11 protein-coding genes are annotated in these 17,324 nt (G+C 48.6%); 5 read left to right on the forward strand and 6 right to left on the reverse strand.

Translation table 11 applies throughout. From position 1 onward, the window contains the following. The coding region (gene menD / locus ACR6Z4_RS05035) for a 2-succinyl-5-enolpyruvyl-6-hydroxy-3-cyclohexene-1-carboxylic-acid synthase (protein ID WP_479716138.1) at positions 1-1,040 on the reverse strand (1,040 nt) is incomplete at its 3' end. A gap of 210 nt (positions 1,041-1,250) precedes the next feature. Further along, complete coding sequence (locus ACR6Z4_RS05040) at positions 1,251-1,454, reverse strand: hypothetical protein (RefSeq protein ID WP_479716139.1); 204 nt, start codon at positions 1,452-1,454, stop codon at positions 1,251-1,253. Between the two features lie 667 nt (positions 1,455-2,121). Between ACR6Z4_RS05040 and ACR6Z4_RS05045 the strand changes: the two genes are divergently transcribed. After that, on the forward strand, positions 2,122-4,209 hold the full coding sequence (locus ACR6Z4_RS05045) for a choice-of-anchor Q domain-containing protein (RefSeq protein ID WP_479716140.1): 2,088 nt from the start codon (positions 2,122-2,124) through the stop codon (positions 4,207-4,209). A 261-nt stretch (positions 4,210-4,470) separates the two neighbouring features. Here the strand turns inward: ACR6Z4_RS05045 and ACR6Z4_RS05050 are convergent, their stop codons facing one another. Then, positions 4,471-5,730, reverse strand: coding sequence for an acetate/propionate family kinase (locus ACR6Z4_RS05050; RefSeq protein WP_479716141.1), 1,260 nt, complete (start codon positions 5,728-5,730; stop codon positions 4,471-4,473). Positions 5,731-5,752: 22 nt separating this feature from the next. Then, entirely contained in the window at positions 5,753-6,445 is a 693-nt protein-coding gene (locus ACR6Z4_RS05055; RefSeq protein WP_479716142.1) for a 2,3-bisphosphoglycerate-dependent phosphoglycerate mutase, read from the reverse strand. 290 nt (positions 6,446-6,735) lie between these two features. On the opposite strand from ACR6Z4_RS05055, the gene ACR6Z4_RS05060 reads away from it, so the two are divergent. Continuing rightward, entirely contained in the window at positions 6,736-8,205 is a 1,470-nt protein-coding gene (locus tag ACR6Z4_RS05060; protein WP_479716143.1) for a PepSY-associated TM helix domain-containing protein, read from the forward strand. Between the two features lie 339 nt (positions 8,206-8,544). After that, positions 8,545-9,141, forward strand: a complete 597-nt coding sequence (locus ACR6Z4_RS05065; RefSeq protein ID WP_479716144.1) for a hypothetical protein — start codon at positions 8,545-8,547, stop codon at positions 9,139-9,141. A 145-nt stretch (positions 9,142-9,286) separates the two neighbouring features. Here the strand turns inward: ACR6Z4_RS05065 and ACR6Z4_RS05070 are convergent, their stop codons facing one another. Then, entirely contained in the window at positions 9,287-11,554 is a 2,268-nt protein-coding gene (locus tag ACR6Z4_RS05070) for a PAS domain S-box protein (RefSeq protein WP_479716145.1), read from the reverse strand. A gap of 308 nt (positions 11,555-11,862) precedes the next feature. Here ACR6Z4_RS05070 and lpxD point away from each other — a divergent pair, with 308 nt between their 5' ends. Both lpxD and ACR6Z4_RS05080 read left to right on the forward strand, forming a co-directional pair. Then, positions 11,863-12,909 carry a UDP-3-O-(3-hydroxymyristoyl)glucosamine N-acyltransferase gene (lpxD, locus tag ACR6Z4_RS05075; protein ID WP_479716146.1) on the forward strand — a complete coding sequence of 349 codons (1,047 nt, stop codon included), beginning with the start codon at positions 11,863-11,865 and terminating at the stop codon, positions 12,907-12,909. Positions 12,910-13,432: 523 nt separating this feature from the next. Next, on the forward strand, positions 13,433-15,283 hold the full coding sequence (locus ACR6Z4_RS05080; RefSeq protein ID WP_479716147.1) for a sensor histidine kinase: 1,851 nt from the start codon (positions 13,433-13,435) through the stop codon (positions 15,281-15,283). Between the two features lie 99 nt (positions 15,284-15,382). Here the strand turns inward: ACR6Z4_RS05080 and ribBA are convergent, their stop codons facing one another. Next, positions 15,383-17,119 carry a bifunctional 3,4-dihydroxy-2-butanone-4-phosphate synthase/GTP cyclohydrolase II gene (gene ribBA / locus ACR6Z4_RS05085; RefSeq protein WP_479716148.1) on the reverse strand — a complete coding sequence of 579 codons (1,737 nt, stop codon included), beginning with the start codon at positions 17,117-17,119 and terminating at the stop codon, positions 15,383-15,385. Between the last annotated feature and the right edge of the window lie 205 nt (positions 17,120-17,324).

Below are 17,324 nucleotides of genomic sequence, written 5' to 3' on the forward strand. Positions count from 1 at the left end.
GAAATGGAGAGGCGGAGGTGGGTGGTTTTTAGGTGGAGGGGATCGAGGTTGCGATCGCCTGGATCAATTACCCATTGTCTCGGTTGGGTCTGGGTCAGCCATGTGCGTAGTTCTTTGCTGGTGGGCGTTTCGCCAATACGAATAACAAGTTCTGGGGCGAGTTTGTCTGCCCATTCTGGACGTCGCAGGATGGAGTCGTAGGTGGAAATCAGATAGGGATTGAGGTCGGCATAGTTGCGCAAAGGCGATAGTGCCTCTGCCAGCACCGGAAATTGTAAGGTCTGAGCTAGCGTTGCGATCGCCTGACAATAAGCTTTGGGAGACTGCGGTTGAGCTACTCCGGCAATGATGATGCCGTTTGAGCTGGTTTGCCAGTCTGACCAGGGCAAAGAAAAGGGAGGGGGCAGGGTAATGCTTGGGGGTTGCTCATCGACGCCATCAAAAAAATCTGCGGGAAAGGTGTCAGCCATCGCCTCAGCATCAGCTTGAGGAATGGGAGCCAGGGGATCTCGAAATGGCAGGTTGAGATGAACGGGACCCGGCACGGGATGGAGCGATCGCTCCCAGCCATGAATCACCGTTTGCCGCAGATAGGCAAGCATTGACAGCTCTAAAGAAGGAACCGCAAGTTCGCTATACCAGTTGGGAAACGTGCCGTAGAGCTTTTGTTGATCGATCGTCTGTCCGGCATTACATTCGCGCAGTTCGGGAGGGCGATCAGCCGTGAGTACTAAGAGAGGGATGCGGCTTTCTCTAGCTTCGATCACTGCCGGATAGACATTTGCCCCTGCCGTTCCGGAGGTACAGATTAGCCCCACCGGACGCCCAGTCCGTTTTGCGATACCCAGGGCAAAAAAGGCTGCCGATCGCTCATCTAAGACAGGAATCGCATCGATCTGCGGATGCTGGGCAAAGGCGACGGTTAACGGGGCAGACCGAGACCCTGGGCAAAGAATGGCAGTGGTCAGTCCGAGGCGATAGAGCGTCTCGACTAAAACCGAAGCCCAGACAGAGTTAGTGTTGCTAAAATTAAGCGGCATGAAGCATTCTGGCGATCGCGTCCTTTACCATTCTGAAGCCTGAGTAGCCACTCTGGTGTGCGATCGCCAGAATGAAAAAGCCACACATGGGTGTGGCTTCAGGAGCATGACTTATGACACAGAGCGATCAGGCAGATAAAAACTGACCAGGCACAACAGGAGACAGCCCAGTCATTCGTGCAGTTGCCTAAACTTTTTAGGTCTTGAATGTCAGTCCACCATCTCTATGAGTCCGTGGCGCAGACCGTAGAATACTCGTTGAACCTTGGCTTTAGAGTCTTCGTTCAGCAGTTCCAAGCCAGCCAGAATGCCTGCCAGTTGGCTTTTCTCATCGCCAGTAATTTTGCAGGAGAGAAGAATTTGGTCAACTAGCTCTTCTATCGGGAGTTGAAGCAGGGAGACTTCAGAGTGCATGAAAGTGCTAAGGCTAGGGACAAGATATAGTATCCGGCATTTTTCTGTGAGAGCGTGTGACCAATCCCCACCTTCCCAGGTGATCGTTATCGCAGGTTTAAAGTGATATAGATCACCAAGTAAGGCGACTCCTACTCGTAGTGTGGCGCACTGAGTCACTTCATCCCAATAGGTTCATTTGGCGCTGTTTAATACAGCAGTCCTAAACGATTTGTAAGATAAGCGGGTTGTAAGAGGCGCACCCCTTCGGGGTGCGCCTCTTACAACCTATTTGGGATTGATATAGCGGGATAAATTTGGACGTGAAACCTCTGGTTTCACGTCCAAATTTATCCCCAAAATCAGCATCACCTGTAATTCATGGGCAATCTAAAGGTGTGGCACTTGATCAGCTGGTCTACGCTCCCATTGATTTTTAATGGCAGAGAGTAGCCTGATGCTGGCAATTTTCATTGAGCTGTAGCGATCGCATGTCTAACTACGGTTCCTATCGTTCTGGCTACAGCGCTAACAATCAGGATTCCAAAATCTACCCATTTCTCAATCGCATTGCTGTTTTGGCAATGGTTTAGCGGATGAAACCTCCGGGTTTGTCCGCAACACCATCCTGCCATAACGTCTTGCGCTCAACTCCTATCACCCATCGTTTGGGAAGGTTGCGGAAATTATGATTATCGTTCAAACGACTGCCGATAGTGGTCAGGGATCGTTGCGAGCTGCGATCGCCAATGCCACCGCCGGAGAGGTAATTCGCTTTGCCAGCAAACTTAAGGGTAAAACCATTACCCTGACCCGTGGTCAACTGGCGATCGACAAAAATCTCACGATTGATGGGGCAGCGGCAGCAGGCATCAAAATTAGTGGCAACAAAGCCAGTCGGGTGTTTCTCATCGGCAGCGATATCAACGTCAGCCTAAAAAATCTGACGATCCTCAATGGCAAGCTGACTGGGGCAGATGAAGCGACCGGCGCGGGTGCAGGAATTCAGACCAGCAACAACACCGTCTTAACCATCACAAAATGCCGCATTAACAATAACGTTGCTGGGTTTGGGGGTGGCATTTATACCGGATTCCGCAGCACCACAACGGTGATTGACAGTAGCTTTAAGGGCAATGACGGGACGCTGGCATTGAGTGAACGGGGTGGTGGAGCGATCGCCACTAAAAGTGGAGGAACGTTAACGATCCGGGGTTGTTCGTTCATTGGCAACCAGGGCACGAATGGTGGTGCTATCAATAATTTATTGACTCAATTGCGGGTCGAAAATTCCGTTTTCCGTGACAATGATTCCACCGCAGGCGGCACTCAAGCCATTAGCACGAGCGGCTATGGCGGAGCAATTTATGTCGATGGTGCCAATGCCTCTGGCGCAAACTCGGGACCTGGAGCGATTGGCGGCACGATTACCATTCGCGGCAGTCGGTTTGATGGCAACCGGGGCGCGGGACAGGGAGGTGGACTGTTCCTTTTCCTATACGGAACGGATAAAGCCATTATTGAGAATAGCGCCATCATCAATAATGTCGTCGAGAAAAGTGCCTTGGGCGATGCGCTGGGCGGCGGCTTGCGCCACGGCAATGGTGAATTGATCATTCGCAATACCACCTTTGCTAAAAACAAAGCATGGCAACAGGGGGGCGGATTGTGGCTGGGCGAAGCCGCGTTTGCCACGATTAGCAACAGTACGTTTTCACAAAATCAAGCAGATGACGGGCAGGGCAATGGGTTGGGCGGTGCCATCACCTTTGCCAACACCAGTACTTCATCCAATCAGTTAATCAACACTACTATTGCGGACAACTCAGCAGGCTTTATGGGCGGTGCGTTTTGGAGCGGCGATCAGTCGGTGACGCTGACCAATTCCATTGTGGCGTTCAATACAGGCGACAATCCCTGGAATCTCAACGAGCAAACCAATCGCCAATTTACCGATGGCGGCGGCAATATCGAGTTTCCTGCACCTCAAACCACCAGTTCGCAGGATGTCAAAGTGGTGGCAGGCAGTCGGGTGATCGATCCAAAGTTAGGCACCTTGCAAAATCATGGTGGATGGGGGCAAACCTATGCACTGTTGACGGGCAGTCCGGCGTTGAATAAAGCCGATGCAACGGAGGCACCAGATACCGATCAACGGGGCTTGAGCCGAGATAGCAAACCTGATGTTGGTGCATTTGAATACCTGACTGGAACCGCTGTTTTCAAGGGCAGTAGCGACACCGACGTCCTTGTAGGCACGACAGCTAAAGACACATTGGTAGGGGCTGCGGGCAACGATTTTTTATTGGGCAGAGCAGGAGCAGATCGGCTGACGGGGAGTAGTGGTGCCGATTATTTCATCTATGCCGGAACCAGCCAGAAAGCGGCATTGTCCGGTTCTTTAGTGACGACGCTCGACCAGATCACCGATTTTAATGCCAAAGTCGGCGATCGCTTTCTGTTGGATGTGGATGATGATTGGATCAGCGATCGCCCTAACGGATTATTTAATGCTGGAGTCGTGACCGGAACCAGTCTGACCCAGGCAACCCAGGCGGCTTACGCAGACAAAAATCAGAAAACCAATGGCAATCAAACCCTGGCAGCCAATGAAGCGGTCTTCTTTACCTGGCAGGACAAAACCTACCTGGCGGTCAACAATGCTGCCGTTGCCTTTACCGCCACCCGTGATTTAGTTGTCGATGTCACGAGCATGACGTTCTACAGCACCAATGCCAGTGCGGGGGTACTGGCGATCGCCAATTATTTTGTCTAATTTTTGTCTATAGTGCTGTGCAGGTTGATTCAGTACGGTGTTGTGGGGCGCTCCGCGCCCCACAACACCGTTTCTGTACTTCACGAACTTGCACACCGCTATATAGCAACCGAGAGGCTGGTTGAACGGGGTGCAGGGGTGGAACCCCTGGCTGGGGGCGCAGCCCACACACCCCCACTGTCCTAACCATCTACTCCATTGCCATAACAGAATCAATCATGCAGGGGCACCCCGACCGGGGTGCCCCTGCGTCCAAGCTATTCAGCTCGGCTCAGATGGATTAGAGGAATCAGATAAATCAGACGAATCAGCCCAGAGTTGCCAGCAATCTTGGGCGATCGCCCAATCTTCCTGGGTATGAATCACCAAGACGCGCACCGTTGAATCGGGGTGAGCAATGTCTTGATCGCGAGGAGACTGTTGATTTTTTTGCTCATCCAGGGTTAAGCCCAGAAAGGCAAACGCCTCACAGGTTTGCTGGCGCACCTGGGCAGAATGTTCGCCCACTCCTGCGGTAAACACCAATGCATCCACACCACCCAAACTCGCCAGCATGGCACCAATGCCCGATCGCAAGCGATGGATGTAGATATCGAGCGCCAGTTGGGCACGATCATTTCCCTGGGCGATCGCCTGCATAATTTGCCGCATATCGCCGGAAATCCCGGAGATGCCCTTCAATCCAGAGGATTTGTTCAATAGCTGATCGAGCTGGTCGGCACTGTATCCCTTTTGCCGCATCAGGTAAATTAAAATCCCCGGATCAACCGCACCGGAACGGGTACCCATCATCAATCCATCCAGGGGTGTGAACCCCATCGTGGTGTCAATGCTACGTCCGTTAGCGATCGCCGCGAGAGAACAACCATTGCCCAGATGACAGGTAATTAGCCGCAGTTGCGCCAGATCTCGACCCAAAAGGTGTGCCGCTCGTTGGGCGCAGTACTGATGGCTGATGCCATGAAAACCATAGCGCCGAATGCCTTGCTCAAACCAGTCGTAGGGGATCGGATAGGTTGCCGACGCCAGGGGAATGTGGCTGTGATAAGCCGTGTCAAAGACCGCAACCTGGGGAACAGTTCCCAACACCGATTCGATCGCCTCAATGCCAGCTAGATTTGCCGGATTGTGGGCAGGTGCAAGCGTTGCCAATTGGGCGATCGCTGCTTTCACGTCAGCCGTAATCCGAGTGCTCTGTCGATAATGTTCGCCGCCATGCACCACCCGATGTCCTACGATATCAATCTCCGTGGGGTGTTGCAAAACCTGGGTAGAGCCACTCCATAACGTTTCCAGCAACTTCAGCGTATCTTCCGAACGAGAGGCAGTCGGCAAAGATGCTTTGATTTCAACCCCGGCTGCCGTTTTCACAACCATTTCGGCAGCATCTGCCTGGTGCGTCCAATCCAGTTGTCCTTCCCACACCGGGTCAGGCGGATCGGGTGGCAAATGGTCAGTCGGCAGGTCATACAGACAACTTTTTTGACTGCTCGATCCGGCATTTAAGATCAAAATTTTCATGCTGATAGGGCACTCTGGCTGACTATAAGATCGTTTTTTGTAAGACTTCTCCGGCAGCGTTGATATCATAGACAATCGGCACACCCGTTGCCAGTTCTAAACCCGGAACGTCTTCGGGTGCCAGCTGATCTAACTCCATAATGATGGCGCGCAACGAGTTGCCGTGAGCCGCAACCAGGACATTATCGCCGTGCTGAAGATGGGTCAGAATGCGATCGCGAAAAAAGGGAACTGCCCGATTCATCGTATCTTCCAGGCTCTCACCGCCGGGTGGATGGATCGAAAACGATCGCCGCCATTCCTGTACCTGCGCTGCGCCAAATCGTTCGGCAGTTTTTGCCTTATTCAGACCTTGTAAATCGCCGTAATACCGTTCATCCAGAGCTTGGGACAGGAAGATCGGCAATTCTTCTGCAATATCGCCTTCGTAATGATCCCAGCCATGCCATTCGGGGTCATCGGCAGCGTGCTTAATCACAGGACTGCGCCCCCCACAGACCGATTCAAATTCAGTCAGGCAAATCACAGCTGTCTCGATCGCCCGAATCAACAAACTGGTATAGCACACGTCGATGGGATAGGTCTGCAATTTCTCAGCGGCAGTCACCGCTTCTGCCCGTCCCTTTTTGCTCAACGGCACATCGACCCAGCCGGTAAATTTGTTGGCGGCATTCCAGGTGCTTTGTCCATGTCGGATCAAAATCAGTATTGCCATTTATTTTAAGTTTCTGAAAATTATTTTTATCAATTTAGTAGTGTGCGAATTTGTCAAACACAAAAACAGTGTTGTGGGGTTAGACCCTGAAGGTTACTAACTCAGGATCAGGGATTTAACAAAACCCTATCCTTTCCAAGAGAGCGATGGCTCCGCCGTCGCTCTCGCAACCAACATTACAGATTAATCAATTCTGAAATTCTAAATAAAGTTTGGAGTTTGACGGCATGTCTTTTGACACTAATTTGCAACTGTTGCATTTTCGTAGTTAATTCTATCTCTGAATTTTTATGCCGCAGATCACAAACGTTGACAATCAAATATCTCCCGATGCTGAATCTCCCCCCAACCGCTTTTATCGGACAATTTGGCGCTGGCATTTCTACGCAGGCTTGTTTGTGATTCCCTTTATGCTATTGCTTGCTATTACAGGCAGCATCTATTTGTTTAAACCTCAGTTGGATACAGTGATGTATCACAATCAACTGTTTGTGCAGCCTGCGGAAACAATATTGCCTTATACACAACAATTAGAGGCAGCCCAGCAGGCATATCCTAATGCAACCGTGACCAAGGTCATTCCCAATGTAGCTCCCAACCGGAGTACAGAAATAGGAGTCACGACAGCCAATGAACAAAATTTAACTGTCTTTATTGATCCTTATACAGGGAAAGTGTTGGGCGATCGCGATGAAGACCATAACCTGCAAGCCAATGTTCGGGCATTACACGGCGAATTGATGATAGGCAAAGTGGGTGATTATATTGTCGAACTGGCAGCCTGTTGGGGTTTGGTGTTGCTGCTCACAGGACTCTATCTGTGGCTACCGCGCAACGGGTTCAGCCTTTGGGGAACGTTGTTGCCCCGGCTCTGGCATCCCAATGGGCATACCCACAAGCGGGTCTTTTGGCGAGACTTACATGCGGTTTCTGGCTTCTATGGCACCTTGTTGGTGGCATTTTTGATCTTGACTGGACTCCCCTGGTCTGTTTTTTGGGGCGACACCTTTGCTCAGGTGTGGAGTCGCTTTCCTGCACAAATGTGGGATGACATTCCTTCTTCGACGGTGCTCACGGGTTCGTTAAATCAGCACGGCAACCAGGTTGTGCCCTGGGCAGTCGAACAGTTACCCATGCCACTCTCAACCCCATCCACTCAATCCCATCAACTGCATTCAGCAGAACAGGATGCTGGGTCTGCCAACGCCACAGAAAATGGGCTAGCTCCAGGCACACCCGTGAATTTAGATTCGGTCATTGCATTGGCTCAAGCCCAAAAGGCACCACCTGGATTCAGTGTAAGCTTTCCTGCCGATGAAACTGGGGTCTATACTGTCTCTGCATTTCCAGATGATCCCACTCTGGAAACAACACTGCATATCGATCAATACAGCGGCAAGATTTTGGCAGATGTGCGCTGGCAGGATTATGGCTTAGTTCCCAGAGCAGTGGAAATGGGCGTGGCAATCCATATGGGCAAATACTTTGGTTTGGGGAACCAATTGCTGATGTTGTTTGCTTGTGTCATTGTCGTAGTGCTATGTATCAGCGGCGTAGTGATGTGGTGGCAGCGTCGTCCTTTGGGGCGTTTGGGCGCACCTATGTTACCAGCCTATAAGCAGCCGTGGAAACTGCCAATCGGGGCGATCGCAGTCTTGGGGATTGCCTTTCCGCTGGTTGGGTTGTCGTTAATCACGGTACTGCTGTTAGATTATTTCGTGCTGGTTCGAATTCCGACCCTCAAGCGATTCTTGGGCTAAACCCTCTCGCCAACCTATAGCGCTGTGCAGGTCGATTTAGTACGGTATTGTGAGGCACAGAACATCTTACAATACCGTTTCTGTATTCAATTGTTATATCTTGTGGCTTGTTTCTATAAACAAAATTTATCAAACCGATTGAAAGCAATTATTAAAATATTTCTATGTTTTTCATAGCTAGTCTTTAACTTAGGCTAGGGGCTTTACCCCTATAATAAGGGGGCATCGTTTAAAGACATTCTGAAGCCTTGCTGTCGTTAAAGACAATCTTCAACATACAGCACTGAACGATCGTTTGATTATCGGGAAGTTTATTAATTTTTTTAGGGGTACTGGCGCATGAGCACCACCGAACCAGTCAAGCGCACCAGTCGCAGAACCAGACCTGGTAAGGGGGCATCAGAAAGCAGTACTGAAAATAAAGCGGGTCAACTGGAGAATACAATGGCTGAGCAAGAAAAAAGTACCGGGAATGGCGGTCAAGCCAAAGCTGCAACGGCTGAGAAAGGTGAGGTTACTGCGCTCTCCGTGAAAAGCGGCGATCAAAAAGAGAAGTCAGGAGCTATTGAAATCAGCCCTTCGGGTTCTGTTTGGAATCGTCCAGTTGCACCGGATTCACTGGATATCATTGAGAGCATTTCTGTGGCTGGTTTGCGCCCCATTGCTGCCAGCAATATGAAGATTTTTGGCACCATCTTAAATAACCGTCCAATTATGGCAAGCAACCTTCGCATCGTTGAGTCCAACGCGCTGGCAGACCATCGCCCCATCTTCGCCAGTGAAATGATCATTCGCGATGACCTGACGCTGCCGGGGGGTCGTCCAATTATGGCAAGTGATCCACGCTTACTAGAAGCGTCTTTGCTGCCAGGGGGTCGCCCGATCGCCTCTAATGACATTGATGATCCAGAAGCATTGATGGGCTACATCGACTAATGTTTGAGACTCTATCTTAGAAGCAAAAAATCGCGGCACTGCCGCGATTTTTTGTTTTTGTCCCCAGCCTCAATCTTCTGTAAGGGCGTATTGCGATGCGCCTCTACGGGATCTGGTGCGATCGCTCATTAAATGGGTATGAAATTTAACTCCAAAACTCATCCAGGTCGAGCTGGTTTACTGCTGCTTGTAATTCTTGAAAGTAGCCATTCTGCGTAATTCGGGCAACTTCTTGCTGGCGTCGTTTGTGGTCAATTTCAATCTGCAATTCTTCCAGTTGTCGGCGCAGATCGTCTTCTCGCTGCCTGCGGTCAGTAATGTCTTCTATCACGCCTTCGTAGTAGACAATTTGATTATTAGAGTCGCGGATGGCGATGACATTTTCTCTGACCCAAATGATGCTGCGATCGCGCCGACACACTTGATATTCCAATCCTTCTACTTTGCCGTCTTGTTCAACCTGCTGCTTAAAGGTTTCGCGCAAAGCAGGGTCAAGATAAATCTGGCTGCTAATGTCTGAAATATTTGCCAGTAGCTCTGCGGGAGAATCGTACCCATATAGCCGTGCCAGGGCTAAATTGACTCGAATAAAGTGTCCATCAGGAGTTGATTGAAAAATGCCCTGGGGTGCGTTTTCAAAAATGCCCCGATAGCTGGCTTCGGCAATACGAAGGGCATCTTGTGCTTGCTGTCGTTCGGTAATATCAATGCCCACAGAAACCGAAACGGTAGAGCATCCCTGCTGATATTTTTGGGCTGCAATCAAATAATAGCGATCGCCGCCGTTCACCGTAACCTGAATTTCTCGCGAACTGGATTCGTCAGCGCTCGCTAAAAACTCTCGCATGAAGTTGGCATACTCTTGGCTATTGTTGATAAAGCCGACTTCTCGACCGACAATGCCATCGGGTGGTAGATTCAAGCTGTCTGACAGATAACGGTTCACCCCCAGGTAAACCCCATCTTCATTCACCCAGGAAATTGAACCGGGAACGGCATCTAAAACGGCTTCTAGTTGGGCTTTGGCGTTTGCCAGTTCGGCTTTAGCGTGCTGTAAATCGACATTTTTGGCTTCTAAATGGGTGAACGATTCTTTGAGCTGCCCTGCCATGGTGTTAAACGAATTGGCAAGTCTGCTGATTTCAATAATGCGACTGTTGCCGATATCTTGAGTCAGGTCGCCCCCCTGAGCGATCGCCTCTGACGCTTCACTCACCCGTTGGATGGGGCGGGTAATGCGGCGAGCCGTCAGCACCCCAAGGGCGATCGCCACCCCCAGTGCCAGCAAGGTCAGAAGTGCGGCATTGCGCGTGTTGGTGTAGATCTGTCCCATAAAATCGGATTCTGGCACCACCACCACAATCAACCAATCCAACCCACGCCCGTCATTAAATGGCAGGACTTGAATATACTGCCGTTGACCGTTGAGGTTGAAGTCGAGTTGCTGCGATCGCTGAATCTGGTTGAAATTGCCAAATGTTTTTTGCAAAAACTGAGCCGTTTGACTCACCAACGGTTCGCGGCTGTTGCTTGCCTGAATTAACGTTGTATTATCCACTTTGCCTACGGTTAAAGGTTCATCGGTAGAGCTAGAAATAATCCGACCCGAGCGATCGATAACAAAGGCTTCCCCCGTCTTGCCAATTTGCAGCTGCGAGAGAAATTCTCGAAAATCTTTAGGCAATTGCACATCAGTCGCACAAACGCCGACAACTCCCCCTGCTTCACTAAATACGGGTCGGCTTGCCGTAATCACCGGCAGTTCAGTCGCAAAGTCAATATAAATTTCGCTCCAGGTGGCAGCTTGCTTTTGCAAAGCAGCTTGATACCAGGGACGCTGACGTGGATCGTATTCACCCGAATCATTGACAAACCCCAGACGATTGCCCCGATTGTCTAACTCATAGTCATAAAAATGTTGCTTAGTTGCCGCATTGGTCAGCCACATGACAATTTCACGACCCGTCAAATCCCGCCCTGCTCCTAAAAATTCGCCGTTTTCAGTGCCGCAATAGATGCCAAAAATGAAGGGTGAAATTTTGACTTGCTGGTAGATTTGAGCAACATTTTGAGGATTCTTAAAATCCAAATCGCCTTGAGAAAAAGCTACGGCATTGAGCTGATTCACATCATGAGGCGTGGTGAAGTAACTATCCAATTCCCGTTCAATTCGGGCAGACAGCTCTGAACGCAGTTGGGAAGCAAGGTCTTGAACGGCTTTATGGGCTCCTTGAAAAGAGATGTAGCCAACTAACCCAACAGCGGCAATGAGTTCTAAAACAAACGGGACAACCAGTGCTGTCCGCAGATGAAATTGGCGAAAGCGAGGGACAACAGAGAAAATCATGATGGCTTCATTCTGGCTGGGGCTACATAGCGTTTCGCGCTCGGATAGAACCAGATTGTTTTGCAAGCCCTGCGGAGCAGGGCTTGCAAAACATAATTTCTACTCTACTCGACGGCAAATTGCTATAAGGATCACAACAGTTGGGGGAACTGTCTTGAGAAACTATTGCACCAAATTATCCAGACTATCCGAAAAAGATCCCAAGATGATGTACGTCCCCAGACAAAATCAATACTCCAATTTTTAGCCCATGCGCACCGAAGCCATAGGGTTGGGATTGTATCGCTTCGCGTAATCTTCGGTTTTCGTAAATCCACGCGCCTAAGAACCAGACCTGATATGATTTCACTCGTCTGGTCGCGAGTAAGATCACCATGAAATTTAGCGCACTGTTGGCAAAATTGACCGCTGCTACATCTCAACCCCCGCTCTCCTATCTTGCCCTTGATCCTGAAGTTGAAGGGGTGGCAGCCGTCGAGCAGGCGACATCTGGGATGCTGAGTTATATCGACGGAGAAAAGTTTGCGAATCAGATTGATACGACATCTGCCAGTGCTTTGATTTTGCCGATGAACCAGACGTTGCAAACGCAGGCAACTGAGCGCGGCATTGCCTGGATTGCATCTTCTTATCCCAGGTTAACCTTTGCCCAGGCGATCGCCCTGTTTTATGAACCGTTTCATCCGGCTCCATCGATCCATCCCACAGCCGTAATTGACCCGACGGTGCAACTGGGGCAGGATGTGGCGATCGCCGCTCATGTGGTGATTCAATCAGGAGTAAAAATTGGTGCTGGGGTTTGCATTCATCCCAATGTAGTGATTTATCCAGGCGTAGAAATTGGCGATCGCACCGTACTTCATGCCAACTGCGTGATTCATGAACGTGCCCAGATTGGGGCGGATTGTGTGATTCATAGTGGTGCCGCGATCGGTTCGGAAGGGTTTGGCTTTGTGCCCATTCCCGAAGGCTGGTACAAGATGGAGCAATCGGGCTATACCGTGCTAGAAGAGGGTGTCGAAATTGGCTGTAATACGACGATCGATCGCCCTGCTGTGGGTGAAACTCGCATTCGTCGCAACACTAAAATCGATAACCTGGTTCACATTGGGCATGGCTGCGAGATCGGTGAAGCCTGTGCCATGGCAGCTCAAGTTGGCTTAGCCGGAGGCGTGAAAGTAGGCAACCGGGTCATATTTGGAGGACAGGTGGGCGTTGCCAATAATGCCAACATTGGCGATGGTGCCCAAGCAGCGGCTAAAGCAGGCATTCACAACAATGTTGACGCCGGAGCGGTAGTGATTGGCGCTCCAGCCATTCCTTATAAGGTGTTCTTGCGAGCCTCAGCCGTTTTCCCACGATTGCCGGAGTTGCAAAAAGCGATTCGAGACATTCAACGCCAGTTGGGCATGGGTCGTTAAGAACCATAGCAACCGTCGAGACAGTTAAATCAGGAGGTTGTGTGGGAACCCGCGCGGAGCGCGGGTTCCCACACAACCTTTGTCCTAATCAACCCTTCGACTGCCATCGCTTGGCTATGAATGTTTGGTGAAAACCTTCAGTTTTCACCAAACATTCATAAAAAATTTAGCATTACCCTTGCCTATTTCCCCAAGTTTTGCACATTTCATCTCTAACCTGGAGGAAGGAAATTTTCTGCAACCGACAGGGCAAGTGCAACCCTATGCAGATGTTTTACCTCCATCGCATCTATCGGGCTGAAGTGTAACCTGGCACACACCAAAACAGAGTTTGTATTATAAAGTTTGAGTAAACAAACAATCCCTTATTTAAATCTAGCTATGCCTGGGAATGCAGAGTTTAAACCCAGACGATTAAGGATGCCAAAATACTCATTCAATGATTCGACAACATCCGGTTTAGGGAATTTGAATTGGAAAAATTTGTATAAAAGAACTCAACTTCAGGAATTCCATAAAAGTCATGAATCGCTTTAATAAATTCCAGAAAAACAAATTAACTATCCCTAACCCTTTAAGTCCATCTTCTCAATTTAGTCCATCATCCTGGTTTAAGAATCTAAAGATTCAACAAAAAATTAGCTTAGGTTACTTTATTGCATTGGGAGTGGCGATCGCAGGCACAACGACTGGAATTTTTGCAGGCAACCATTATCAATTTCTAGCGGAAGAACGCCGAGAAGATTCATTAGAAGAAAGTCAATTTCTTAATCAACTACAAATTAGTTTGCTGCAAACACTGACCCATCGACATATCCTTGTAGGTCGCTTAAACCAGCCAGATGAGCTTCGACAAGAATACGAACTTTTTCGTCAGTCTTTAGAAGATTCGAAAAGAATATGGGATGCTCTCAAGGCATCTTATGCCAATCCCGAAGTGGAAGAAACGACGGAAGAGTTAGCCGTCTATGAAAAGCTAATTGAAGATTATGATGGCGTTATTCAAGAGTATGGAGAACAGTCAGTATTTCTTCAGAAATTGTCAGAACAGAACCTATCATCATCAGAGATTCAATCTATTCGTTCTGAACTAGTCGTATCAAACCTCAATTCTACATCCATTAACCTGGAACATTTAGTCCATGGGATAGGAGAATTGATGATCACGATTGAAGACGAATATGAAGAAGCTCAAGCTGATTTACAATATGCCCGTGCCTTAAAAATGCAGGTTATTTTTGGCAGCATGACCTTATCTGCTATTTTTGCCATTTTGTTAGCTATTTATACCAGTCGGGTAATCTCTCAACCCATTCAAGAAGCGACCCGAATTGCTCGGAAAATTAATCAAGAAAATAATTTTGATTTAAAGGTACCTGTTCTTAGTAGCGATGAGATTGGCCAACTGAATACCACTTTTAATGACTTAATCGAACAAGTAAAACATCTTCTAACCAAACAAAGAAATACTCAAAATCAACTGATTCAAGCGGAAAAGATGTCTAGTTTAGGGCAATTAGTTGCAGGAATTGCCCATGAAATTAACAATCCGGTTAACTTTATTCATGGCAACCTCAGCTACATGGATGAATATGCCCAAGATCTATTGAAATTAGTGCGTCTTTATCATCAAACTTATCCAGAGGCAACGCCTGAAATTCAAGAGGCATTAGAGACCATAGAGTTGGACTTTCTATCCGAAGATATATCTAAGATTCGGAATTCTATGGAAACTGGAACAACCCGAATTCGTGAAATTGTTCAGTCTTTACGAAATTTTTCTCGTACCGATGAAGCGGAACTCAAAACAGTCGATGTTCATCTAGGGTTAGATAGCACATTGATGATTTTGGGACATCGGATGAAGGCAAAACCTGAAGCACCAGAGATTCAGGTGATTCGAGACTATGGCAATCTTCCTTTCGTAGAATGCTATCCAGGACCGCTCAATCAAGTGTTTATGAATCTTTTAAGTAATGCGATCGATGCCTTAGAAGAAAGCAATCGACCTAAGTCTTATAAAGAAATTGAAGCGAATCCCAATATCATTCGCATTTGGACAACAATCGTCGAACAGCAATGGATTTCCGTCCATATTAGCGATAATGGACCAGGGGTTAGCCAGAAGGCAAAATCGCGATTGTTTGACCCATTTTTTACAACCAAACCGATTGGTAAAGGCACGGGATTGGGGTTGTCGATTAGTCATCAAATCATAACCGAGCAACACAAAGGTAAATTAGAATGTCACTCTACCTACGGCAAAGGAACAGAATTTGTTATTCAAATTCCTATTCGGCAACGTCAGAGACTGAGACCCGATTTCAGGCAACCTGTATCCGCAGGTGATGAACTCGCGACTCGACATCGCTAGTAGACTCAATCAAAAAATTAACACCGGGTGCAGGGGTAGAACCCCTGCATGGAGGCAGCACTTCAGATAGCAAAATTTAGTATCTGCAACACTCGCGTTTTAATCATTAGGGGTGTGGCTGGAAAAGACATAAATCCGTTGGGTTTCCAGCCGATCGCAAACCATGGATGGTTTGATCTCAGTTTCCGACTGTTTGTCGAGTTTAAAGATCTGGCGATCGAGTTGGACTTGCAATTTCATCATGGGGTCATTGCCCGGAGAAATCATAAATTCCACCTGTTCGACGGGTTGCCAGGTCGCTAAACGATCTAAAATTTGAGCGATCGATTGCAAACACGGGTGATCGGTTTGGGTATACCAATCGGGGGCAACCATATTCGGTTGATCAAAGCCCAGGTGGAAGATCAGAGAAGATTTGCCAAATAGCGCGATCGCAACCGGACGGGCTTCTTCTTGCAATAGCAGATCATAGGGTTTGATCAAATGCCGCAACTTCTCCAGACGTTCGTAGCGTTCAGAGGGCGATCGCAGGCTATCTTGCCACTGAATGGAGACCGTCACTAAATAGGTTTGCAATAGCAAATGACCTAATTTTTCTGCCTTTGCTACTAGATAGCCCATGTTATAGGACGTTGCCTCAATTAACAATGGCATCCGATCGACCATTTCTAGCCCGTAGCCTTTCAGTCCCGCAATTTTTCGCGGATTGTTGGTAATCAAACAAAACTGTTTGACGCCTAAATCATTGAGAATCTGGGCACCGATGCCATAGTTGCGTTGATCGGCCTGGAAACCAAGGCGTTCATTTGCCTCCACCGTATCTAAACCCAAATCTTGCAAAGAATAGGCTTTTAGTTTGTTGACCAACCCAATGCCGCGCCCTTCCTGTCGCAGGTAAACCACAACTCCGCGCTCAGCATTTTCAATCATTTTTAATGCGGCTTGTAGTTGCATCCGGCAGTCACAGCGCAAAGAGCCAAGGGCATCGCCGGTAAGACATTCCGAATGCACCCTGACCATAACCGACTTATCTTTGAATGTATCGGGGTCACCCTTAACCAGTGCCAAATGTTCAGAATCATCCAGTAAGTTGCGGTAGGCATAGACTTTGAAATGCCCAAATTCAGTGGGCAAATCGGCGATCGCTTCTCGTCGAATAAAGCGTTCATGCTGCAACCGATAACTGATCAGATCTGCAATGCTAATAATCTTGAGGCGGTGATGGTTGGCATAGTCGATTAGTTCTGGCAAGCGTGCCATTGAGCCGTCTGGATTTTGAATTTCGCAAATCACCCCAGATGGATATAACCCTGCCATACGGGCTAAATCCACACCTGCTTCGGTATGCCCAGCCCGCTTGAGAACTCCCCCCTCTTTGGCTCGCAAGGGGAAAATGTGACCGGGACGACGTAAATCCTCCGGTTTGCTACCCGGATTAATAGCAATTTGAATGGTTTTTGCCCGATCTTCTGCGGAAATCCCCGTCGTCACACCCAAATGCAAAGCACCGTCAATACTGACTGTGAAAGCTGTCTGCTCATTTTCATCGGCTTTATTGCTCACCATGAGCGGCAGATCTAATTGATCCAAGCGCTCTCCAGTCATTGCTAAGCAAATCAGCCCACGGGCTTCGACTGCCATGAAGTTGATCATGTCGGGAGTGGCAAATTGGGCTGCACCCACCAGGTCGCCTTCATTCTCACGATTCTCATCATCGACAACGACAATCATCCGCCCAAATTTTAAGTCTTCCAGGGCAGCGTCGATGTCATCAAAGGTAAACGGTGCAGTGTGTAGGGCAGGGTCTTTACTTTCGCCAGGTTGCAGCGGTTCCACAGGAAAATCTCAACTATTTGTAAACTTTTCTGAAGTAGCTCTTTTCTGATCTTATAGCAATCCACCAGGGTCTTGCCGGATCTGTAATCCTCCCACGGATAACCGTTGTGTTCAAGCTTGATCACATTCGCCTCTCAAGGTTGGCAAAACCATCGATGGAAAATACCTGCACCTGTTTGAAAACTCACCGTATAAGATGAGAGGA

The organism is Calyptranema fuscum S582 (assembly GCF_055793305.1).

Coding starts and splice junctions, on each gene's coding strand:
- ACR6Z4_RS05040 (WP_479716139.1), bottom strand. CDS start 1,454: ATGCACTCTGAAGTCTCCCTGCTTCAACTCCCGATAGAAGAGCTAGTT.
- ACR6Z4_RS05045 (WP_479716140.1), top strand. CDS start 2,122: ATGATTATCGTTCAAACGACTGCCGATAGTGGTCAGGGATCGTTGCGA.
- ACR6Z4_RS05050 (WP_479716141.1), bottom strand. CDS start 5,730: ATGAAAATTTTGATCTTAAATGCCGGATCGAGCAGTCAAAAAAGTTGT.
- ACR6Z4_RS05055 (WP_479716142.1), bottom strand. CDS start 6,445: ATGGCAATACTGATTTTGATCCGACATGGACAAAGCACCTGGAATGCC.
- ACR6Z4_RS05060 (WP_479716143.1), top strand. CDS start 6,736: ATGCCGCAGATCACAAACGTTGACAATCAAATATCTCCCGATGCTGAA.
- ACR6Z4_RS05065 (WP_479716144.1), top strand. CDS start 8,545: ATGAGCACCACCGAACCAGTCAAGCGCACCAGTCGCAGAACCAGACCT.
- lpxD (WP_479716146.1), top strand. CDS start 11,863: ATGAAATTTAGCGCACTGTTGGCAAAATTGACCGCTGCTACATCTCAA.
- ACR6Z4_RS05080 (WP_479716147.1), top strand. CDS start 13,433: ATGAATCGCTTTAATAAATTCCAGAAAAACAAATTAACTATCCCTAAC.